Origin of the sequence: Streptomyces sp. NPDC005576, from assembly GCF_042871745.1 — a bacterium.
GTDB lineage: Bacteria > Actinomycetota > Actinomycetes > Streptomycetales > Streptomycetaceae > Streptomyces.
On the sequence record NZ_JBIAJC010000011.1, the window covers coordinates 152,854 to 174,064 of the forward strand.

Genomic DNA, 21,211 nt, shown 5'->3' on the forward strand with positions numbered 1-21,211 from the left:
GTGTTGCCCCATGAGTGACTCGACGCAGGGGTGTGACACGTACGACGTCGTGGTGGTCGGCGGTGGCGCCGCCGGGCTGAGCGGAGCCCTGGCGCTGGCCCGGGCGCGGCGGTCGGTGCTGGTGATCGACGCGGGGGAGCCGCGCAACGCGCCCGCGGCGCACGCCCACAACTACCTGGGCCGTGAGGGCGTCCCGCCGCGGGAACTGCTGGCGGACGGCCGGGCCGAAGCGGCCGCGTACGGCGCGCGGATCGTTGCGGGTGAGGCGGTGGGGGCCAGGGCACTGCCGGGCGGCGGGTTCCGGGTGGAACGCGCGGACGGGCCGGCGGTCGAGGGGCGCAGGCTTCTCGTCACCACCGGCCTGGTGGACGAACTCCCGCCCGTCCCCGGCTTGGCCGAACAGTGGGGCGCCGGGGTCCTGCACTGTCCGTACTGCCACGGCTGGGAGGTGCGCACCCGGCCCGTCGGCGTCCTGGCCACCAGCCCCCTGGCCGTGCACCACGCGTTGTTGTGGCGGCAGTGGACCGACGATGTGACGCTCTTCCGGCACTTGGCGGACGACTTCGGCGAGGAGGAGCACGAACAGCTCGCCGCGCGGGGCGTCACGGTGGTGGAAGGTGAGGTGGCCCGGGTCGAGGCGCGGGACGGCCGTCTCACCGGGGTCCGGCTGGCCTCCGGCGAGGTGGTGGCGCGCGAGGCGCTCGTCGTCCAGCCGCGCTTCACCGCACGCTCCGGCGTGCTGGAAGGCCTCGGGCTGGTGCCCACCGCGATGGAGATGTCCGGCCAGGTCCTGGGTACGTACATCGCCGCCGACCCGACGGGTGCCACGGACGTGCCCGGGGTGTGGGTGGCGGGGAACGTCGCCAACCTCATGGAACAGCTCGTCGGAGCGGCCGCCGCCGGGCTGAAGGCGGCCGCGGCGCTCAACGCGGACCTCGTCGCCGAAGACACCCGCCGTGCGGTGGAAGCCCGCCGCTCACCCTCCACCGATCCGGGAGACCGTATGACCGACGACCTGACCGACGACAGCACCGCACGCACCGACACCGGGACGCGTACCGACGCCGAGATGTGGGACGACCGCTACCGCGAGAGCGACCGGATCTGGAGCGGGAACCCCAACACCGTGCTGGTCCGGGAGGTGGCGGACCTTGAGCCGGGGCGCGCGCTGGACCTGGGATGCGGGGAGGGCGCCGACGCCGTCTGGCTGGCGCGGCAGGGCTGGCACGTCACCGCGACCGACCTGTCGCGGGTGGCGCTGGGCCGGGCGGCCGGCCACGCGGCCGACGCCGGGGTCACCGACCGGATCGACTGGCAGTGGCACGACCTGGGGGTGTCCTTCCCGGAGGGGGAGTTCGACCTGGTGTCGGCGCAGTTCCTGCACTCCATGGGGGACCTGCCCCGGGAGCGGATTCTGCGGCGGGCGGCCGACGCCGTCGCGCCCGGCGGGATTCTGCTGGTCGTGGGCCACGCGGGTTTCCCGCACTGGGAGAAGAACCCGGATCCCCGGGTGCCCTTCCCGACGCCCGAAGAGGTGCTGGCCTCGTTGGAACCGGCGCCGGGGGAGTGGGAGGTGCTCCTCAGCGGTGAGCACGAGCGGGTGCAGAACGACCCGGACGGCAACCCCACCACCCGTACGGACAACGCCCTGAAGATCCGCCGTACGGGGTGACCGGCACCGGGTGACCGGCCCGGCGTGCCATCCCCGCACGCGCGAGCGCCCGCCCCGGTCCTCCCCGGCGGGGGAGGGAGGGGCGGGCGCGCTCGGGGTCACGCGGGGATCAGGCGGCGGCCTTGATCGCGGAGATGTCGAAGGTCAGCTTGACCTTGTCGCTGACCATCACGCCACCGGTCTCCAGAGCGGCGTTCCAGGTCAGGCCCCAGTCGGAGCGCAGGATGGTCGCGTCACCCTCGAAGCCGACACGCTCGTTGCCGTAGACGTCGGTGGCCGAGCCGTTGAACTCCAGGTCGATGGAGAGCGGGCGGGTGACGTCCTTGATGGTGAGGTCGCCGGTGATCCGGTAGGTGTCCCCACCGAGCTGCTCGGCGCTGGTGGAGCGGAACGTCATCAGCGGGAACTTCTCGGTGTCGAAGAAGTCGCCGCTGCGCAGGTGGCCGTCACGGTCGGCGATGCCGGTGTCGATGCTGGCGATCTTGACGTCGATGGAGGCGGTGGAGTGGTGGGGGTCGGTGCCGTTCAGCACCAGGGTGCCCTCGTGCTCACCGAAGGAGCCGCGCACGTTCGTCACCATGGCGTGGCGCACCGTGAAGCCGATGCTGCTGTGGGCCGGGTCGATCGTGTAGGTGCCGGTCAGGGCGGCGAGCGCGGGGTCCACGGCGGGCTTCTCGGCGACAGCGGTCGTGGTGGCGGCGGCCTTGCGGTTGAACAGAGCCATGGCTCCTCCTCAGGAGACGTGATCCAGGAAGTCGAAGGCGATCGGGTTGTTCAACCTTCAACGACATTGACTCTAGACCTGTTTAGTTCAAAGTTCAACATCGAGGTCGAAGTCCCTTCCGCGGGCCGTCTCCCTGGGCCCCGACCCCGCCGTCGCCGCCTGCCAGCCCCGGCATTCACCGCATCGCCACGGATGCGGTCTGGCGGACGCGCGTAGAACTCGGGCAGTATCGCCCTTGCCGCGCCGCGCTCTCGCGTCCCATCCTTTCCGCTGCGCGGCGACAGACCAGAGTTGTCATGAGCAGGAGGAGATCCCCCCATGTTGACCCGTCCCAGGCTCCGCTCCGCCCTCACCGCCCTCGCCCTCGTCCTGGGCGTCCTCTTCGCCCCCGGAGTCGGCGTGCTCGGCGGCGCCACCGACGCCCACGCCGCCACCAAACTCACCCACGCCCAGGCCACCGCCCGGTTCAGCTCGTCCGGGATCACCTGGTCCTCCTCCGGCGGCTGTTCGGACCGGAACAACGCCACGTGCACCTCCTTCGACCAGCTCAACCTGGCCACCGCCCAGGGCGCCCAGACCCTCAAGAGCGCCACCGGCTGCGCCCTCAACATCACCGGGGGTACGGAGACGGGTCACGCGGGTGGCACCTACTCGCACTGGAACGGCTACAAGCTCGACTTCGCGAAGAACACCTGCCTGAACAACTACGTCACCGGCACCTTCACCTACATCGGGCTCCGCGGCGACGGATACGCCCAGTACCAGGCGGGTTCCGGCAACGTCTACGTCAACGAGGGCAACCACTGGGACGTGACCTACTACAACTGCGGCGGCTGCTGACCGGGCCGGGCCGGCACGCACACGTGTGCCCCCTCCCTCCGCTTCGTCAGGAGCGGGAGGAGGGGGCACACGTGCCGTGGGGGACCGGACGGCCGGGGGGCGGGGTCTTGAGGGTCTTGACCGTTGAGGATCAGGAACCGACGCTCACGGTGAAGCGCCGGGGGTTGCCGTCGTTCGCGGCGCCCGAGACGTCCGGCTGACCGTCCGGGCGTACGTCGTCGTAGGGGAAGGCGTACCCGATCGGGCTGTTGGCGTGCACGATGCGGGACCAGTGGTTGGTCACGGCCTCCCGGTAGTAGTCCGCGGTGGTCGTCCCGTTCGGCTGGTCCGGATGGCTGAGCATGATCGAGCGGTTGAACCCCGCCGCCAGCCGCGCCAGCAGGGCCTTCTTGTCGTCCGAGTCGGCGGGGTTGTTGGTGAAGGGGCCGTGGTTGCAGGTGAAGACGTCCTTGGACACCGGCTTGCTGAACGTGTGGCCCCCGTCGAAGACCAGCGTGTCCCCGCTGACCCGGCCGGCCCGCACGCCCCGGCCGCCCTGCAGGTCGATCCGCAGATCGGTGGAGCGGTACCGCTCCCAGACCTGGTCGATCTGCGCGGTGAACAGGTCCCGGAACGGCATCTGGTCCGGCCGGTCGAAGTACGGTGCCATGAGGTTCTGCGGGGAGACGACCCGCAGCACCTGCCCGTCCGCACCCCGGGTGACCAACTGGTCCCAGGGCTGCCCGTCCGCCGCCGCCTGGGCGGTCAGCCCGTCCGCGATCCGCTGCACCGCACCGTCGGGCAGCGGGGCGACGGTGTGGGTGCTGTCGCCCTCCAGGGTCAGCCCGATCGGGAGCGCCGTGACGAGGTCGACGTAGCTGATGTTCGCGTAGAGCTGCTGCGGGTTGAAGGTGAACTCGCAGAAGGACCAGGTCCGCCCGTAGTTCGGGTCCGCGGAGGTGGCGAAGGCCGGCTCCACCAGGGCAGGGCCCGGGTTCAGGTAGAAGTCCAGCGTGTCGTCCCGTACGAAGTACACCCGGGCGCCGTACATCTGCGGGAGCGTCAGCACCACCGGAGCGCCGCCCGCCCCGTTGAGCGGGATCGAGCAGTCGACCGGCAGGGGGGTCTGTGCCGCGGCGGGGGAGTCCGGCCGGTAGAGGCTGCCGTCCGCGCGCAGGAGCACCCATCGGTCGGTGGACTGCTCGTGGCCGGTGACGTACGCCCGCACCGTGCCGGGGAGCGAGCGGTTCACCAGGGCCAGCTCGCAGGTCGCGGCGGCGGCCGAGGCGCGCGGCGAGAGGGCGCTGCCCCAGACGGGATAGCTGAGCGCCGCGGCAGAGGCGGCCGCGCCGGTGAGGAAGGTACGACGAGAGATCACGAGGAGCTCCGCAGGGGTGGGGGGTGAGAGGGGGAGCACGGCCGGACCGTGCGGACGGTGGGGGCCGCCCTGTGGTGCGCACCACTCTCACCACGCCCGTCACAGGGGTCAAGAGGTGTGACTGAGAGCGCTCTCAGTATCGTTGTTTCTTCACAACTCGTCTTCAAGAACCCCGTGTTGGCAGGTGCGGGGGTGTCACTCGCCCTCGTCCGGGCCGAGAGGCGACAAGAGGTGGAAGGAAGTGCGGCCCTCGACGCGGCCCGGCCGCCGGGGGCCCCGCGGAGGGGTGGCGGCCGGCGGCCCCGGTACCCGGCGGAGTAGGTGTTCCACTACGCTCGACCCCGCACGGCCCTCCCGGGCGTACCTCCACGCCCTCCCGCCTCTTTGTGGGAACCCCATAATGCGGAGTGGGTCCGAGATGGTGGATCGCACGCATGGTGCGAGGGTTCTGTCGGTCCTCGCCAGGAAACGGGGCAGGAGACTGTACGGATTCGACGGCGGTATTTGTGCCGCCGGATTCGTAGGGTCGGTACATGACCGTTGTGGACGAAATCCCGGGTGAGTCGAGCGACACGCGTGGCCGGGTGGCCGAGCTGCTGGCCCTGCGCGAGCAGGCGCGGCGCGGCCCGAGCGACCGGGCGACCGAGGCGCAGCACGCCAAGGGCAAGCTGACCGCCCGCGAGCGCATCGAACTCCTGCTGGACGCCGGTTCGTTCAAGGAGGTCGAGCAGCTCAGGCGGCACCGGGCCACCGGCTTCGGCCTGGAGTCCAAGAAGCCCTACACCGACGGTGTCATCACCGGCTGGGGCACCGTCGACGGCCGGACGGTCTTCGTCTACGCACACGACTTCCGGATCTTCGGAGGCGCACTGGGCGAGGCCCACGCCACCAAGATCCACAAGATCATGGACATGGCCATCTCGGCCGGAGCGCCGCTGGTCTCCCTGAACGACGGCGCCGGTGCCCGTATCCAGGAGGGCGTCAGCGCGCTCGCCGGCTACGGCGGCATCTTCCAGCGCAACACCCGGGCGTCCGGTGTCATCCCGCAGATCAGCGTGATGCTCGGCCCGTGCGCGGGCGGCGCGGCGTACAGCCCCGCCCTCACCGACTTCGTCTTCATGGTCCGCGAGACCTCGCAGATGTTCATCACCGGCCCGGACGTCGTCAAGGCGGTCACCGGCGAAGAGATCACCCAGAACGGCCTCGGCGGCGCGGACGTGCACGCCGAGACCTCGGGCGTCGCGCACTTCGCGTACGACGACGAGGAGACCTGCATCGCCGAGGTCCGCTACCTCATCGGGATGCTGCCCTCGAACAACCGCGAGAACCCCCCGTCGGTCGCGAGCGACGACCCGGCGGACCGGCGCGGCGAGGTCCTGCTGGACCTGGTGCCGGCCGACGGCAACCGCCCGTACGACATGCACAAGGTCATCGAGGAGCTCGTCGACGACGGCGACTACCTGGAGATCCACGAGCGCTGGGCCCGCAACATCATCTGCGCCCTCGCCCGGCTCGACGGTCAGGTCGTCGGGCTCGTCGCCAACCAGCCGCAGTCCCTGGCCGGTGTCCTGGACATCGAAGCGTCCGAGAAGGCCGCACGATTCGTCCAGATGTGTGACGCCTTCAACATCCCGATCATCACTCTTCTGGACGTACCCGGCTTCCTCCCCGGCGTGGACCAGGAGCACGGTGGGATCATCCGGCACGGTGCCAAGCTGCTCTACGCGTACTGCAACGCCACCGTGCCGAGGATCTCGCTGATCCTGCGCAAGGCGTACGGCGGTGCGTACATCGTCATGGACAGCCAGTCCATCGGCGCCGACCTCACCTACGCCTGGCCGACCAACGAGATCGCGGTCATGGGAGCCGAAGGTGCCGCCAACGTCATCTTCCGCCGCCAGATCGCCGAGGCCGAGGACCCCGAGGCCATGCGGACCCGCATGGTCAAGGAGTACAAGGCCGAGCTGATGCACCCGTACTACGCGGCGGAGCGCGGACTGGTCGACGACGTCATCGACCCGGCCGAGACCCGCGAGGTGCTGATCGCCTCGCTCGCGATGCTCCGGAACAAGCACGCCGACCTGCCGTCCCGCAAGCACGGCAACCCCCCGCAGTAGTCGCCGGCCCGCGCGGTACCCGCGCACCGACCACGACACCCTGCCGAGAAGACGGAGACATCCCATGAGCGTCACCACTGCCGAGTCCGTGCTGCGCGTCGAGAAGGGGCACGCCGCTCCCGAGGAGCTCGCGGCCATCACCGCCGTGCTGCTCGCCCGCGCCGCGGCCCAGCCCGTTCCCGCCCGCCGGCTCCGGGACACGGCCGGATGGCGCCGCCTGGAGCGCACCCCCGGCTTCCGCGCCCCGCACAGCTGGCAGGGCTGACACCCCTCCCGGGGGCCCGTAACCCCCCGCACGGCCCTGGAGGGCCGCTCTGAGTACGCATGAGGCCCCGGCCGGGAAATTCTCCGGCCGGGGCCATTGCATGGCCGGAAAGAGCCGTCTTCGCCGCCGGAGGGCGGGCCGCACGGCACAGGCACGACCCGGACGGCACAGGCACGAGAAGAAGCCCCGACCTCCCGGTGAACAACCGGGGGAGCGGGGCTTCTCGTCGCGCGGGGGCGTCCCCCCGAGGTGGGCGCAGTCAGCGCAGCCGGGCCATCAGGGCGTGCTCGACCAGGGTGATGAGGGCGCTCTTGGCGTCCGAGCGGTGGCGGGCGTCGGTGGTGAGGATCGGGGTGTCGGGTCCGATCTGGAGTGCCTCGCGTACTTCGTCGGGGGTGTACGGCTGGTGTCCGTCGAAGCCGTTGAGGGCGATGACGAAGGGGAGGCCGCTGTTCTCGAAGTAGTCGACCGCGGGGAAGCAGTCGGCGAGGCGGCGGGTGTCGACCAGGACGACGGCGCCGATGGCGCCGCGTACGAGGTCGTCCCACATGAACCAGAAACGGTCCTGCCCGGGGGTGCCGAACAGGTACAGGATCAGGTCCTGGTCCAGGGTGATGCGTCCGAAGTCCATGGCCACCGTGGTGGTGGTCTTGTCCCCGGTGTGGGTCAGGTCGTCGATGCCCGCGGACGCGGACGTCATCACGGCTTCGGTGCGCAGCGGGTTGATCTCCGAAACGGCACCGACAAACGTGGTCTTACCCACGCCGAAGCCCCCTGCCACCACGATCTTCGCCGAGGTGGTGGAGCGGGCCGCTCCGCCGCTAGAGCTTGCGAAGTCCACTGAGCACCCTTTCGAGCAGTGTCACATCTGGCTGGCCGCCGGCGGTCTCGTCGCCGCCGGGCTGATGGATAGCGACGAGTCCGGCCTCGGCCAGGTCGGCGACGAGGATCCGGGCAACGCCGAGCGGGATCGAGAGAAGGGCCGAGATCTCGGCCACCGACTTGATCTCGAAGCAGAGCCGGCAGATCCGCTGGTGCTCGGGCAACTGCCCTTGCAGCCGGGAAGGATCGGCCGTCGTACTCACCAGCGCCTCGATGGCGAGCTGGTAACGCGGCCGCGTCCGTCCGCCGGTCATGGCGTACGGACGGACCAACGGGTTGTGAGCGGCAGGTGCCGGCGGCGCGGGCCGCGAAGGCCGCTGCGCCACCGGCTGGATCCGGGGGGCCGGGGCCTCGAACCGCTGCGGCGGCTCCTGCCGGGGCTGGTACTCGGACTGCTGCCGCTGGGACCACCCCGGTCCCGGATGCTGAGGCCAGTCGGCTCCGCGCGGGTGCGGCTGTACGGGCTGCTGGGGCGGGAAATAGGGGTCGTAACCCTGCGCACCGCCCTCGCTGCTCGCTGCGGAAGGGAAGTTGAAGCGGTTTTCCCCGTGCTCGTCCGGAACCCGCTGACTGCCGTCATACGGGTGTCCGCCTGTGGGTGCTGCCACGTCTCCTCCTCCTACTGCCATTCGCCGATCCCAGAGGGGCCGCGCCACCGCACCCTATGGCGCGGTGACGAGAAACGCACTGTCTGTCTCCTAGTTGAGAAGACTTCCCTGGAGCTCGGCGCGCAGATCCGGCGTCAGGACGCCGCCCGCGCGGTCCACCAAAAGTGCCATTTCGTACCCAACCAGACCGATATCGGCGTCCGGGTGGGCCAGAACCGCCAGCGAGGATCCGTCCGAAATCGACATGATGAAGAGAAACCCTCGCTCCATCTCCACAACTGTCTGGTTGACGGCACCGCCCTCGAAGATCCGCGAAGCACCCGCGGTCAGCGACGTCAGACCGGAGGCGACGGCCGCCAGCTGGTCGGCGCGGTCGCGCGGGAACCCCTCGGACATGGCCAGCAGGAGTCCGTCGGCGGAGACCACCACCGTGTGCGACACCCCGGGGGTGCTGTCCACGAAGCTGGTGATCAACCAGTTGAGATTCTGCGCCGCCTGGCTCATCGGGCTCACACTAACGCTCCTGGTTGTAGGTATTACTGCTGTCCGACCCCTGCTTGCGTCCCTGCTGGATGCCGCGCCGGAGGTTGCTCAACCTGCCGCGGATGTCCTCGGGGGTGCGGGAGATCTGGGGCCCGCCCTGCTGGGTCTGCTCCGCGGTGCCTTCGACCAGATTGGCCTTGGGTACCCGCCGGGGAAGCCCCGAGAGGGTTATTCCGCCGGCCTTCGGGTCCCGGAGCTTCTCGGCCCGCTCCCAGCGCTCGTCGTTGGTCGAACGCCAGTCGTCCGTGCCTTCGCCGTCCTGCGGTTCGGTGGCCGAAGGTGGGTCCTGCCGCTGGGGCAGGCCGGCCGGATGCTGCGGCTGCCCGCCCCGGCGCGGGAGCCCCGCGTCGGTCATCTCGTGACCGGCGTTCGCGGTGGGACCCGAATGATCGAAGCCTACGCGCTCGGGCGTCTCCTCGGGAGCGCCGGGAGCAGATTCCGCTTCTTCCTGGGGCGGGGACTCGTAGGAGCCCTGGAAACCACCCTGTTCCGGCCACCCGCCCTGCTGGTGCTGGTCACCGTGGGGCGCGAAATGGTCACCGAACGAAGGCTGTTGGGTGTTCTGAGCCGGGTAACCCTGTTCCGCATAGCCGCTCTGGGGGAGCTGCTCGGCGTCCGGCCGGTAGGTGGCGTCCGCCGTGTACGGGTCGTACGCCGTCTGATGGCCGGCCTGCTCGAAGCCCTGCTGCTGCGCGTAGGGGTCCGGCTGGTAGGAGCCCTGATCGAACGTGCCCTGCGGGTAGCCGTTCCGGTCGTACGGGGGCTGCTCGTACCCGGGCTGCGGGTAGCCGTTCTGCTCGAACGGCTGCTGCGGGGCACCCTGTCCGGCGCCTTCGAACGGAGACTGCTCGCCGCCGGTGTGGGCGGCCTCCAGGGCGGCCCGGCGCTCCTCGCGCATCAGCGAGCGGCCCACCGGGTCGAGCGTCGGGGAGTCCCCCTCGTAGCGCGAGTCGTCGAAGCCGAGTTCGGCTGCCGTGCGCATTCCCGAGAGCTGCGGAGCGGGGGGCTGGGGGTGCTGCTGCTCCGGGATGATCGAGGAGACGGTGAAGTCGCCCGCCGGTGCGACGGGTTCGCCACCGCCACCGTGGGTGATCGCGTCCGGCAGCATGACCAGGGAGGTCGTACCGGCCTGCTCGCCCGACGGGCGCAGCTGCACCCGGACGCCGTGGCGGTCGGAGAGCCGGCCGACCACGAAGAGGCCCATCCGCTGGGAGACCGCGGCGTCCACGGTCGGCGGGTTGGCGAGCTTGTGGTTGATGTCGGCGAAGTCCTCGGCGGTGAGGCCGATTCCCTTGTCGTGGATCTCGATCATCACGCGGCCGTCCGGCAGCCGGGTCGCGGTGACCCGGACCTTGGTCTGCGGCGACGAGAAGACCGTGGCGTTCTCCAGCAGCTCCGCCAGCAGGTGCACGAGGTCGGTCACGGCCTGGCCGTGGATCTCGGTGTCCGGGACCCCGGTGAGTTCGATGCGCTCGTACGACTCCACCTCGGAGGAGGCGGCACGGAGCACGTCCACCAGGGGCACCGGCTGGTTCCAGCGGCGGCCCGGCTCCTCGCCGGCGAGCACCAGGAGGTTCTCGCCGTTGCGCCGCATACGGGTGGCCAGGTGGTCGAGCTTGAAGAGGCTCTCCAACTGGTCCGGGTCGGCCTCGTTGTTCTCCAGGCCGGTGATGAGGGTCAGCTGGCCCTCGATGAGCGACTGGTTGCGGCGCGAGAGGTTGGTGAAGATCGCGTTGACGTTCCCCCGGAGCATCGCCTGCTCCGCGGCGAGCCGGACGGCCTCGCGGTGCACCTGGTCGAAGGCGCGGGCGACCTCGCCGATCTCGTCGCTGGTGTTGATCGGGATGGGCTGGACCCGGGTGTCGACCCGGCCCGGGTCGGTCCGCGACAGCTGGTCGACGAGCGACGGCAGCCGCTGCTCGGCGACCTCGAAGGCGGCGGTGCGCAGCCGGCGCATCGCCCGGCTCATCTGCCGTGCCATGAATCCGGCCACGACGAACGCGGCGAGCAGGGCGACGACGACGATCGAGGCGTTGACGATGGCGTCGGTCTTGGCGTCGGAGGAGATCTGCGCGGCCTCCTCCACCGCCTTGTCGACGAGCTCGTCCGTGACGGTGGCGTACCCCTCGAACTTCGCGGTGGACGCGGCCAGCCACGTCTCCGGGGTGATGCCCTTCGCCTTCAGCTCGGACGGGGAGAGCCCCTTGCCGATCTGCGCGGCCATTCCGTCGAAGACGGAGCCGTCGACGGTGGGCGGGGCCACGAACGGCGCCCCCGTGGCCTCGGCCTGCTCCTTGGCGGCCTTCAACTGGTCGGCGCCCTCCGCGGCCTTGCCGGCCATGACCGTCCGAAGACGGTTCACGTCCGTCTCGGTGCCACCGGAGTTGAACTCGCCGAGCGCGATCTGTTCCAGGTAGTTGTACGAGCCGAAGGCCTTGACCTGGTCGTTGAAGGTGGTCTCCTTCTCGCTCGGACGCACCAGCAGGTGCAGTCCGATCGAGCGCTGGAGCGATTCGGCGGCCTGTGAGAGTTCGAGTGCGTAGACGGTACGGCCGTAGCTGGTGACGTTGCCGGTACCCAGGCCGAGCTCGTTGGCGAACTCCATCAGCGAGTGCTGGATCTGGGTGTAGCCCTCCTCGGTCTTCACCGGGTCCAGGCTCGTGGCGTACGCGGACTTCCGCAGCGCGGCGAGCTTCGGCTCCTCGCCCCTGAAGAGCTTCAGCCGACGCTGCAGACCCGCGGTCCGCGGCATGTCGGCCACCGCTTCGGTGAACCCGGACGCGGCGGCGTCGGTGGCGGCACGGCTCTGCGTCACGACGGAGGCGGTGGACTCCTTCGCCAGGAGGGGCTGGGCGGTGAGGTCGCGCTCGTTCAGCAGCGCCTGCCCGTACACCGAGGCCGCACGGACGACGAAGGCGGTCTTCTCGGCGTCCTGTGCCTCGTTCCAGGTGTCGATCGACCCCTTCACCTGGAAGCCGCCCATGATGAGGCCCACCAGCGCGGGGATCAGGAGGATCGCGTTCAGCCGCGTCGCCACGCGCCAGTTGCGCGGGGACAGCTTGCTCGTGCTGCCGACGGGCGATCCGTCGTCGGCCGTGTCCGCACGGTCGGCGCGCTCCCCGGGGGACACAGCGGTGCGCGGCGGCGTGAAGTTGCCCCGCTCAGGCTGCGTCGGGGAGCCTTCGTTGCTTCGCCTCACTCGACCAACAACCTCTCGGCGTCGGCACCTACGTTGTGCCGGTAAATTCGTTCAGGGCCGTACTACTCGGGAGTTCGCCGCATTCCAGCATGGGGACCTGCCGCGTTCCAAACACTCCGACTCGATCGTGCCGAGTGGCGCATGCCTCAGATAAAACGGGCATAAAGAACGAGCCCCGCCAAAAGGCGAGGCTCACATGAGCGGAGTGACACCGGACGGATGCGTCGGGTGTCGGCCCGCTGGAAATTCTCTGTCGAAACGTTATGAACGCGGGGGCGGATCGTGTCGAAGGACACAGGACCACCCCCGCGTGGCTACGGCAACTTGCCTACGCCGATACCGACTTATGCCTACTTGAGCCGGGCCATCAGGGCGTGCTCGACCAGGGTGATGAGGGCGCTCTTGGCGTCCGAGCGGTGGCGGGCGTCGGTGGTGAGGATCGGGGTGTCGGGTCCGATCTGGAGTGCCTCGCGTACTTCGTCGGGGGTGTACGGCTGGTGTCCGTCGAAGCCGTTGAGGGCGATGACGAAGGGGAGGCCGCTGTTCTCGAAGTAGTCGACCGCGGGGAAGCAGTCGGCGAGGCGGCGGGTGTCGACCAGGACGACAGCGCCGATGGCGCCGCGTACGAGGTCGTCCCACATGAACCAGAAACGGTCCTGCCCGGGGGTGCCGAACAGGTACAGGATCAGGTCCTGGTCCAGGGTGATGCGTCCGAAGTCCATGGCCACCGTGGTGGTGGTCTTGTCCCCGGTGTGGGTCAGGTCGTCGATGCCCGCGGACGCGGACGTCATCACGGCCTCGGTGCGCAGCGGGCTGATCTCCGAAACGGCACCGACAAACGTGGTCTTACCCACGCCGAAGCCCCCCGCCACCACGATCTTCGCGGACGTGGTGGAGCGGGCCGTACCGCCGCTAGAGCTTGCGAAGTCCACTGAGCACCCTTTCGAGCAGTGTCACATCCGGCGTTCCGCCGGTCTCTCCGTTGCCCGGCTGGTGGATGGCCACCATGCCGGCTTCCGCCAGGTCCGCGACCAGGATGCGGGCCACACCGAGCGGCATGGACAGCAGAGCCGAAACCTCGGCCACCGACTTGACCTCGCGGCAGAGGTGGCAGATCCGCTGGTGCTCGGGCAGCAGCGTCCCCAGGTGCGCGGGGTCGGCCGTCGTACTGACCAACGCCTCGATGGCGAGCTGGTAACGCGGTCGCGTCCGTCCGCCGGTCATGGCGTACGGACGAACCAGCGGCTGGTCGCCCTCGCCGTCGTACGACGCGTGGTGCAGAGCGCCGTACGGATCGGGTGAGGCGGGTGGCGGGGTCATGAATCCTCCGGGCGTGACAGCAGAGTGTCTACTCGCCGTCTGCAAGGGGCCGGTGGGGGCGGTTAGCGGCCGGACGAGTGAGGGTGGTGGGCAGTACCTGAGGAGATCCCGAGGGATTTCCGCTGCGTGGCCGCCTAGTGGAGCAGACTTCCTTGGAGCTCGGCGCGCAGGTCGGGCGTGAGGACGGAGCCGGCACGGTCGACGAGCAGAGCCATCTCGTAACCCACGAGGCCGATGTCGGCCTCCGGGTGTGCGAGAACGGCCAGCGACGAACCGTCCGAGACGGACATCAGGAACAGGAAGCCGCGCTCCATCTCCACCACCGTCTGGCTGACGGCGCCGCCCTCGAAGATCCGGGAGGCGCCGGCCGTCAGTGAGGTGAGCCCGGAGGCGACGGCCGCCAGCTGGTCGGCGCGGTCGCGCGGGAATCCTTCGGACATGGCCAGCAGGAGTCCGTCGGCGGAGACCACCACCGTGTGCGACACCCCGGGGGTGTTGTCCACGAAATTGGTGATCAGCCAGTTCAGATTCTGCGCGGCCTGACTCATGGGGCTCAACTAACGCTCCTGCTGGTGAGTGGGGCCGAGTTGGAAGCTGCCGGTCGACTGGCTGTTCGCCTGCCGACCCTGCTGGATGCCCCGGCGGAGATTGGTCAGACGCCCGCGCACGTCGTCGGGCGCACGCGAAACCTGAGGTCCGGACTGGTGATTCTGCTGCTGAGCGGTACCCGGAACCAAATTGGCACGCGGAACCCGCCGGGGAAGCCCCGAAGTGGTGACACCGCCGGCAGCCGGCTTCTTGACCCGCTCGGCCTGACGTACGAGTTCGTCGTTGGGCGAAGCCCGCCACGGACCGGACGGGGTTGCTTCTCCGGAGGAGCGACGCGGCGCCGCCGGAGCCGGAACGCCGTCGGACGGCGAAGGAGCCGCCGTCGCGTCGGCCGGCCGGCCGCCCTGCTGGGGGCCGTGGAACCAGTTGGTCTCGAGCGTGTCGTACAGCGGGGTGCGGCCGTCGCCCGGACCGGCCGGCGGCAACGCCTCGGGCGCGGGCCGGCGCGGCGGCAGCGAACGCTGGGGCGGCTCGGCTGCCGGAGCCGGACGCGGTACACCCTGCTCGTCGCCGCTGCCGTACTGGCGCGGAGCGGGCAGGCCCTGGTCCGGAACCCCGAAGTCGGGACGGGCGAACTGCGCGGTGCTCGCGGGGTCCTGCTGCTGCGGGACCTGCGGCGCCGAGAAGTCCGGGCGGGCGAACTCCGAGGTGGAGCCGGGACCCTGCCGGTCGTCGCCGGGAGTGCGCCGGTTCAGCGGGGAGGTGAAGTTCCGGTTGGGGACGGGTCCCGTCGGAGCCGCGAACTGTCCCGTGGCCTCGGCCTCTTCGTGCCCCCGGGGCGCGTCGGCCTGACCCCGGTGCTGTGCGCCCCGGTCCTCCGTGCCCCAGGTGGTGGTCGGTGGCTGGGGGTGCTGCGGCTGCGGGTTGCCCCCGGGCAGCTCGGCACGCGGGCCACCGGGCGGCGGCAGCTGACGGCCGGGACCGCCCGGCTGCTGGAACCCGTTCTGACCCGGACCGCCCTGACCCTGGCCGCCCATGCCCTGGCCGTGCTGGGGCTGGTTGCCCTGGTGCCGGCCGAACCCGGGCTGACCGCCCTGAACCTGACCGCCCTGACCGCCCTGGGCGAACGGATCGTTCTGGCCGCCCTGGGCGAACGGATCGTTCTGGCCGAACTGACCGTTCTGACCGTTCTGGCCGTTCTGGTTTCCGGGGTTGCCGGGGTTGCCCTGCCACTGCTGCGGCTGCTGCTGCCCGTTGGCTCCGCCGAAGACATCCTGTCGTACGGGACGGCCGCCCTGCTCCTGCCGGCCCATCGGGGCCTGGTGGGCCGGGGCGTTGTGCCCGAAGAGGTTCGGCTGGTCCTGCTCGGGACCGCTCTGCGGGCCGCGGGCGCCCAGCCGGGCACCACCGCCCTGCCGCTGCGGTTCGGGCCGCCCGAAGTCCTGCGGACCCTGCGGACGACCGGCCTGCGGGCCCGTCTGCGGGACGGACGGACCGCCCGGCTGCCGCTGGGGCCCACCGGTCTGCGGTCCACCCTGCGGACCTGGCTGCTGGGGGCCGCGCGCCGCGGTGTCGCGCGAGGGCAACGCCGCACGCGGACCGGAGCCCGCGCCGACCTGACCGCGCGCGGGGGCGGTGCCCGCCAGTCCCTTGGCCCCGGGCGCCGGACCGCCGAGACCGGCGCGCGGAGCACCGGAACCCCCGGCGAGCAGACCGCCGGGCGCCTGCTGGCCCCCGCCCGCCTTGGGCGGCGGCTGCTTGCCGCCCTGTGCGACGTCCACGGGCAGCATGACGAGTGCCGTGGTGCCGCCGGAGTCGGAGGGCCGGAGCTGGATGCGGATGCCGTGACGCAAGGACAGCCGGCCGACCACGAACAGACCCATGCGGCGGGAGACCGAGACGTCCACGGTGGGCGGCGAGGCGAGCCGCTCGTTGATCGCCGCGAGGTCCTCGGGCGAGAGACCGATACCGGTGTCGTGGATCTCGACGAGCACCCGGCCGTCCGGCAGGGCGTGACCGGTGACCCGGACCTTCGTCTGCGGCGAGGAGAACGACGTGGCGTTCTCCAGCAGCTCGGCGAGGAGGTGCACGAGGTCGTTGACGACCCGGCCGGCCACTTCGGTGGCGGGCACCGCGGCCAGTTCGATGCGCTCGTACTGCTCCACCTCGGAGGCGGCGGCACGGAGCACGTCGACCAGCGGGACAGGGCGGGTCCAGCGGCGGCCCGGCTCCTCACCGGCGAGGACGAGGAGGTTCTCGCCGTTCCGGCGCATACGGGTCGCGAGGTGGTCGAGCTTGAAGAGCGAGGAGAGCTGGTCCGGGTCGGCCTCGCGGGACTCCAGCTCGGAGATGAGCGAGAGCTGACGCTGGATGAGGCCCTGGCTGCGGCGCGAGAGGTTGGTGAACATCGCGTTGACGTTCCCTCGCAGGAGGGCCTGCTCGGCGGCGAGGCGGACGGCCTCGCGGTGCACGTCGTCGAAGGCCGCGGCCACCTGGCCGATCTCGTCACGGGAGTGGACACCGACGGACTCGACGGAGGTGTCGACGTCCTGCGGGTCGGTCTCGGAGAGCTGGCGGACGAGCTCGGGCAGCCGGTCCTGGGCGACCCGGGTCGCGGTGTCCTGGAGACGGCGCAGCGAGCGGATCATGGACCGGGCCACGACGAAGGCGCCGACGAGCGAGACGCCGAGCACCAGCAGGATGACGGCACCGTTGAGGATCGCCTCGCGCTGGGAGGCTTCGCGCAGCTCGCGGGCCTTGCCCTCCATGTCGCTGAGGAGGGTCGCCTCGATGGTTTCCATCGCCTGGATCTTGGTGGAGCTCTGGTCGTACCAGTCGAGGTAGGAGCGCGGCTTGCGCCCCTTGATGCCGACCGTCGTGTCGAGCACCTGCTTGGCGTAGGTGTTGGCCGCCTGGATCTCGGGGTTACCGCTGGAGAGCGGTGCGGTGAGATCGGAGGCGCTGTGCCCGGTGGTCGCGTAGATCGTCTCGAAGGAGTTCATCGCCAGGCTCTCCTTGCGGAGCGCGTTGCGACCGAACTGCTGGTCGTTGGCACTGAGGTGCGTCTTGGTGCTGTTCCCGCCCGGCAGCGCGGCGGCGATGATCGCCCGCTGGACCGAGGCGTACTCCTTGGCGGAGGAGAAGGCCGCCAGCGCACGGGTGCGCTTGATCATCTCCGGGCTGGAGGTCGCCTGGGCCATGTCCTGCGAGAGGCTCAGCAGCGAAGTGATCAACTGGCTGTACTGGTCGATCGTGTTGACGCTCGGAGTGCCCTTGGCGTACGCGGTCTTGCGGATGTCGCGGATCTGCCCGAGCTGCGTCGCGATCATGTTGACGCTGGCGTGGATGCCTTCGAGGGCCTCGTCGTTCTGCGTGTCCCCGATGGCCATGGTGGCGTCGAGGAACGCCTCCTTGGCCCGGTCCGTCTTCTTGCGGGGCTCGGTGACCTTGTAGTTGGTCACCTTCACGCCGTTGGAGAGCGGTCCCGCCGACTCGTCGCGCTCGACCTGCAGGGCCTGCGCGAGGGCGGTCGCCTGCTTGGTCATCTGGGTCAGCAGCTGCATGTGCTCCAGCTGCTGCATGTCGTTCATGGACTCGTTGATGCGGAGTCCACCCAGCGAGGTGGCGGCGACCACGGGGAGCGCCAGCAGGGAAACCAGGCGGGTGCTGATGCGCCAGTTACGCAGGGCTACGCGCGACCCCGTGCTCACCGGGTCACGGGGTTTTGCGGCCGCCGCCGGTTCGGCGCCCTCGGTCGTCGTGGAGCCCGGGCGCGCAGTCTGCTCCGCGCCGTCGCCGGCGCCTGCCGACCCGGGGTTCTGGGCGTGCTGGGGCGAGGAACCGCGGTCGGTCCCGCCGCGCGGCTCCTGTTCCGCCGGAGCGCTGCCATCCCTCTTGAAACGTCCCTGCACTAGCGTCGCAACCTCTGGACCAGGCGTCCCCCCGCATGCGCGGCGGTGACGGTGTCGGCGTCGTGGGGCGCTGGACGCGCCCCATGGTGGTCGATGAACGACCGGCGTTCTTGAACCCCCTCCGCCGCCTCTCGGCGCTGCGTTGCGCCCCTGCGCACCGGTCTCTACCCGCGGCGGTGCGTGGAATTCCAGCACAGTGCCGGACCTCCAACAAGGCCCACGGGTTCCCCTCGGGTGGGTGTTACGGGGTGTGATGGCCGTGTGACCAGCCGTGCGGCGTGTTCATGTGGAAAGTGGATCATTACGGACAGGGTGGCCGGATGAGTGTGGTGTCCCAGTCCTGATGATCAGGAGCGGAATAGAACATTCAGTGGTGCAATGTCCGTTTCTTCGGTCATGATCATCATTCCGGTATGCGGCATTTATGGGGTCGGCCGTGAGCAAACTCACATGATGATCGCCGTCTCATCCGGGGCCCGGCCGGGAATCCGATGTTTAGCCTGACGCTTTACTGGGATGGCGAACCCGACAACTGGGCGCACCCCCGGGTCGCGCCCCCGGCGACAAGGTCCGAACGGCAGATGAACACCACGCAGCCCCGCAAGCTCGCCAATCCCCGGCGCATTACGCTGGCGCACCTCGACGACGCCTCCACGCTGGGGGCCCCCGAGCGTCCCGAGCACACCGCCGAGCTGCCGGCGCGGACGGCCAACCCGCGCCGCACCATCCTCCGGTAGACGCGCCACCGGCATCACCGATACCACCGGCATCACCGGCACGACAGCCGCCCCGGGGCTGTCCGGCGACGATCCGCCGGACGCTCCCTGGTCCCCGCACGGCGAGGCGATAGCCTGGAGCGTCAGTCTTCAGCCAGCCAGCAAGTGAGGGGCGACAGCATCCCGTGCGCATCGCCAGGTTCTCCATCGACGGCAATGTCGCCTTCGGCGCCGTCGAGGGGGAGGGCACCGTGGAATCCGGTGGCCTCGTCCTCGACATCATCAAGGGCATTCCGTACGCCGACTTCGAGCTCTCCGGCACCAAGGTCCCGCTGAGCAAGGTCCGGCTCCTGCCCCCCGTGCTCCCCAACAAGGTCGTGGCCATCGGCCGCAACTACGCCGAGCACGCCGCCGAACTGGGCAATGAGGTCCCGGACGTCCCGGTCGCCTTCTTCAAGCCCACCACCTCGGTGATCGGCTCCGGCGACGCCATCGAGTACCCCTCCTTCTCCGACGAGGTCCACTACGAGGCCGAACTGGCCGTGGTGATCGGCCGGATGTGCCGCGAGGTCCCCCGCGAACGGGTCAAGGACGTCATCCTCGGCTACACCTGCGCCAACGACGTCACCGCCCGCGACGCGCAGAAACGCGAGAAGCAGTGGGCCCGGGCCAAGGGCTTCGACACCTCCTGCCCGCTGGGCCCCTGGGTGGAGACCGATCTGGACCCGTCCGACCTGACGATCCAGGCGACCGTCAACGGCGAGCAGCGTCAGCTCGGCCGTACGAGCGAGATGATCCGCTCCATCGAGGACCTGGTCGTCCACATCACCGAAGCGATGACGCTCCTCCCCGGTGACGTCATTCTCACCGGCACCCCCGCGGGGGTCGGCCCCCTGCACATCGGCGACGAGGTCGCCGTCACCATCGAAGGCATCGGCACTCTCACCAACAAGGTGATCAAGCGTGGTTAACGGATCTTCCCCCCGTGTCCGGTTCTGTCCCTCCCCGACCGGCAACCCCCACGTGGGCCTGGTCCGGACGGCCCTCTTCAACTGGGCCTTCGCCCGGCACAACCAGGGTTCGCTGGTCTTCCGCATCGAGGACACCGACGCGGCGCGCGACTCGGAGGAGTCGTACCAGCAGCTGCTCGACTCGATGCGCTGGCTCGGCTTCGACTGGGACGAGGGCCCCGAGATCGGCGGCCCGCACGCCCCGTACCGGCAGTCGCAGCGGATGGACGTCTACCGTGACGTCGCCGCGAAGCTGAAGGCCGGCGGCTACGCGTACGACTGCTACTGCACCACCGAGGAGCTCGATGCCCGCCGCGCCGCCGCCCGTGCCGCCGGCAAGCCGTCCGGGTACGACGGCCACTGCCGCGACCTCACCGCCGAGCAGGTGGCCGCGTACGAGGCCGAGGGCCGCGCGCACATCGTGCGCTTCCGGATGCCCGACGTACCGCAGACCTTCACCGACCTGGTGCGCGGTGAGCTGACCTTCCAGCCGGAGAACGTGCCGGACTACGGCATCGTCCGTGCCAACGGGGCCCCGCTCTACACGCTCGTCAACCCCGTCGACGACGCGCTGATGGAGATCACCCACGTCCTGCGCGGCGAGGACCTGCTCTCCTCCACCCCCCGCCAGCTCGCCCTGTACGCCGCCCTGACCGATCTGGGCATCGCCAAGGCGACCCCCGTCTTCGGCCACCTCCCCTACGTCATGGGGGAGGGCAACAAGAAGCTGTCCAAGCGTGACCCCGAGGCGTCCCTCAACCTCTACCGGGAGCGCGGCTTCCTGCCCGAGGGGCTGCTCAACTACCTCTCGCTGCTGGGCTGGTCGATCGCCGAGGACCGCGACATCTTCTCCGTCGAGGAGATGGTGGCCGCCTTCGACATCGCGGACGTCAACGCCAACCCGGCCCGCTTCGACCTCAAGAAGGCCGAGCACATCAACGCCGAGCACATCCGCCGGCTCGACGTGAAGGACTTCACCGAGGCGTGCGGTCCCTGGCTGCGGGCGCCGTACGCGAACTGGGCCCCCGAGGCGTTCGACGCGGACCGGTTCGCCGAGATCGCGCCGCACGCCCAGACCCGGGTGACGGTCCTCTCCGACATCACCGCCAACGTCGACTTCCTCTTCCTCGACCAGCCCGTCGAGGACGAGGCGTCCTGGGCCAAGGCGATGAAGGAGGGCTCCGACGCCCTGCTCACCACCGCCCGCGCCCATCTGGCCGGCGCCGAGTGGAACGCCGAGGCCCTGAAGAACGCCGTTCTCGCAGCGGGCGAGGCCCACGGCCTCAAGCTCGGCAAGGCCCAGGCCCCGGTACGCGTGGCCGTCACCGGCCGCACGGTCGGCCTGCCGCTCTTCGAGTCCATGGAGATCCTGGGCCGGGAGAAGACCCTGTCCCGGGTGGACGCGGCCCTGGCGAAGCTCACCGCCGCAACCGCGTAACGCGCACCGCACGCACGTCCCGAGGGGCGGACCACCGGAATCCCGGTGGTCCGCCCCTCG

General features: G+C 70.3%; 17 protein-coding genes. 7 read left to right on the top strand and 10 right to left on the bottom strand.

Annotation, left to right across the window (positions count from 1 at the left end; genetic code table 11):
• Nucleotides 1-10 precede the first annotated feature (10 nt).
• Nucleotides 11-1,672: an FAD-dependent oxidoreductase gene (locus ACFYPN_RS21110; RefSeq protein ID WP_389300071.1), complete on the top strand. Its 1,662-nt coding sequence runs from the start codon at nucleotides 11-13 to the stop codon at nucleotides 1,670-1,672.
• Between the two features lie 109 nt (nucleotides 1,673-1,781).
• Here ACFYPN_RS21110 and ACFYPN_RS21115 read toward each other — a convergent pair whose 3' ends face one another.
• Complete coding sequence (locus tag ACFYPN_RS21115) at nucleotides 1,782-2,396, bottom strand: YceI family protein (RefSeq protein WP_358756558.1); 615 nt, start codon at nucleotides 2,394-2,396, stop codon at nucleotides 1,782-1,784.
• Between the two features lie 318 nt (nucleotides 2,397-2,714).
• On the opposite strand from ACFYPN_RS21115, the gene ACFYPN_RS21120 reads away from it, so the two are divergent.
• Nucleotides 2,715-3,236 (top strand): hypothetical protein, encoded by a 522-nt coding sequence (locus tag ACFYPN_RS21120; protein WP_358756559.1) that lies wholly within the window; start codon nucleotides 2,715-2,717, stop codon nucleotides 3,234-3,236.
• A 130-nt stretch (nucleotides 3,237-3,366) separates the two neighbouring features.
• Here the strand turns inward: ACFYPN_RS21120 and ACFYPN_RS21125 are convergent, their stop codons facing one another.
• The gene (locus ACFYPN_RS21125; protein WP_389300075.1) at nucleotides 3,367-4,593 is read right to left on the bottom strand and encodes a glycoside hydrolase family 64 protein; all 1,227 of its coding nucleotides are present in this window, start codon (nucleotides 4,591-4,593) and stop codon (nucleotides 3,367-3,369) included.
• Between the two features lie 533 nt (nucleotides 4,594-5,126).
• Here ACFYPN_RS21125 and ACFYPN_RS21130 point away from each other — a divergent pair.
• Together ACFYPN_RS21130 and ACFYPN_RS21135 are read left to right on the top strand one after the other, a co-directional pair.
• Nucleotides 5,127-6,710, top strand: coding sequence for an acyl-CoA carboxylase subunit beta (locus ACFYPN_RS21130; RefSeq protein WP_358756562.1), 1,584 nt, complete (start codon nucleotides 5,127-5,129; stop codon nucleotides 6,708-6,710).
• Nucleotides 6,711-6,774: 64 nt separating this feature from the next.
• The gene (locus ACFYPN_RS21135; RefSeq protein ID WP_358756564.1) at nucleotides 6,775-6,975 is read left to right on the top strand and encodes an acyl-CoA carboxylase subunit epsilon; all 201 of its coding nucleotides are present in this window, start codon (nucleotides 6,775-6,777) and stop codon (nucleotides 6,973-6,975) included.
• A 259-nt stretch (nucleotides 6,976-7,234) separates the two neighbouring features.
• On the opposite strand, the gene ACFYPN_RS21140 is transcribed toward ACFYPN_RS21135, so the two are convergent.
• The 8 genes from ACFYPN_RS21140 to ACFYPN_RS21175 all read right to left on the bottom strand — a co-directional run bounded on the left by ACFYPN_RS21140 (nucleotide 7,235) and on the right by ACFYPN_RS21175 (nucleotide 17,987).
• Nucleotides 7,235-7,816, bottom strand: a complete 582-nt coding sequence (locus ACFYPN_RS21140; protein ID WP_148021028.1) for an ATP/GTP-binding protein — start codon at nucleotides 7,814-7,816, stop codon at nucleotides 7,235-7,237.
• Nucleotides 7,797-8,465: a DUF742 domain-containing protein gene (locus ACFYPN_RS21145; RefSeq protein ID WP_389300078.1), complete on the bottom strand. Its 669-nt coding sequence runs from the start codon at nucleotides 8,463-8,465 to the stop codon at nucleotides 7,797-7,799. Before ACFYPN_RS21145 ends, ACFYPN_RS21140 begins: the two co-directional genes overlap by 20 nt.
• Nucleotides 8,466-8,555: 90 nt before the next feature.
• Complete coding sequence (locus tag ACFYPN_RS21150; RefSeq protein WP_266709517.1) at nucleotides 8,556-8,969, bottom strand: roadblock/LC7 domain-containing protein; 414 nt, start codon at nucleotides 8,967-8,969, stop codon at nucleotides 8,556-8,558.
• Between the two features lie 10 nt (nucleotides 8,970-8,979).
• A complete protein-coding gene (locus ACFYPN_RS21155) occupies nucleotides 8,980-12,207 on the bottom strand; it encodes a nitrate- and nitrite sensing domain-containing protein (protein WP_389300082.1) in 3,228 nt (1,075 codons plus the stop codon).
• Nucleotides 12,208-12,557: 350 nt separating this feature from the next.
• On the bottom strand, nucleotides 12,558-13,139 hold the full coding sequence (locus ACFYPN_RS21160; protein WP_266709547.1) for an ATP/GTP-binding protein: 582 nt from the start codon (nucleotides 13,137-13,139) through the stop codon (nucleotides 12,558-12,560).
• Nucleotides 13,120-13,527 (bottom strand): DUF742 domain-containing protein, encoded by a 408-nt coding sequence (locus ACFYPN_RS21165; RefSeq protein WP_358756572.1) that lies wholly within the window; start codon nucleotides 13,525-13,527, stop codon nucleotides 13,120-13,122. Before ACFYPN_RS21165 ends, ACFYPN_RS21160 begins: the two co-directional genes overlap by 20 nt.
• Before the next feature lie 134 nt (nucleotides 13,528-13,661).
• Nucleotides 13,662-14,075, bottom strand: a complete 414-nt coding sequence (locus ACFYPN_RS21170; RefSeq protein ID WP_358756807.1) for a roadblock/LC7 domain-containing protein — start codon at nucleotides 14,073-14,075, stop codon at nucleotides 13,662-13,664.
• Between the two features lie 9 nt (nucleotides 14,076-14,084).
• Nucleotides 14,085-17,987 carry a nitrate- and nitrite sensing domain-containing protein gene (locus tag ACFYPN_RS21175; RefSeq protein ID WP_389300086.1) on the bottom strand — a complete coding sequence of 1,301 codons (3,903 nt, stop codon included), beginning with the start codon at nucleotides 17,985-17,987 and terminating at the stop codon, nucleotides 14,085-14,087.
• Between the two features lie 581 nt (nucleotides 17,988-18,568).
• Between ACFYPN_RS21175 and ACFYPN_RS21180 the strand changes: the two genes are divergently transcribed.
• From ACFYPN_RS21180 to gltX, 3 genes are all read left to right on the top strand, one after another.
• A complete protein-coding gene (locus tag ACFYPN_RS21180) occupies nucleotides 18,569-18,724 on the top strand; it encodes a hypothetical protein (protein ID WP_389300089.1) in 156 nt (51 codons plus the stop codon).
• 164 nt (nucleotides 18,725-18,888) lie between these two features.
• Nucleotides 18,889-19,674, top strand: a complete 786-nt coding sequence (locus ACFYPN_RS21185) for a fumarylacetoacetate hydrolase family protein (RefSeq protein WP_358756576.1) — start codon at nucleotides 18,889-18,891, stop codon at nucleotides 19,672-19,674.
• Nucleotides 19,667-21,151 carry a glutamate--tRNA ligase gene (gene gltX / locus ACFYPN_RS21190; protein WP_389300091.1) on the top strand — a complete coding sequence of 495 codons (1,485 nt, stop codon included), beginning with the start codon at nucleotides 19,667-19,669 and terminating at the stop codon, nucleotides 21,149-21,151. The genes ACFYPN_RS21185 and gltX overlap by 8 nt, the downstream gene beginning before the upstream one ends.
• Nucleotides 21,152-21,211: the final 60 nt, after the last annotated feature.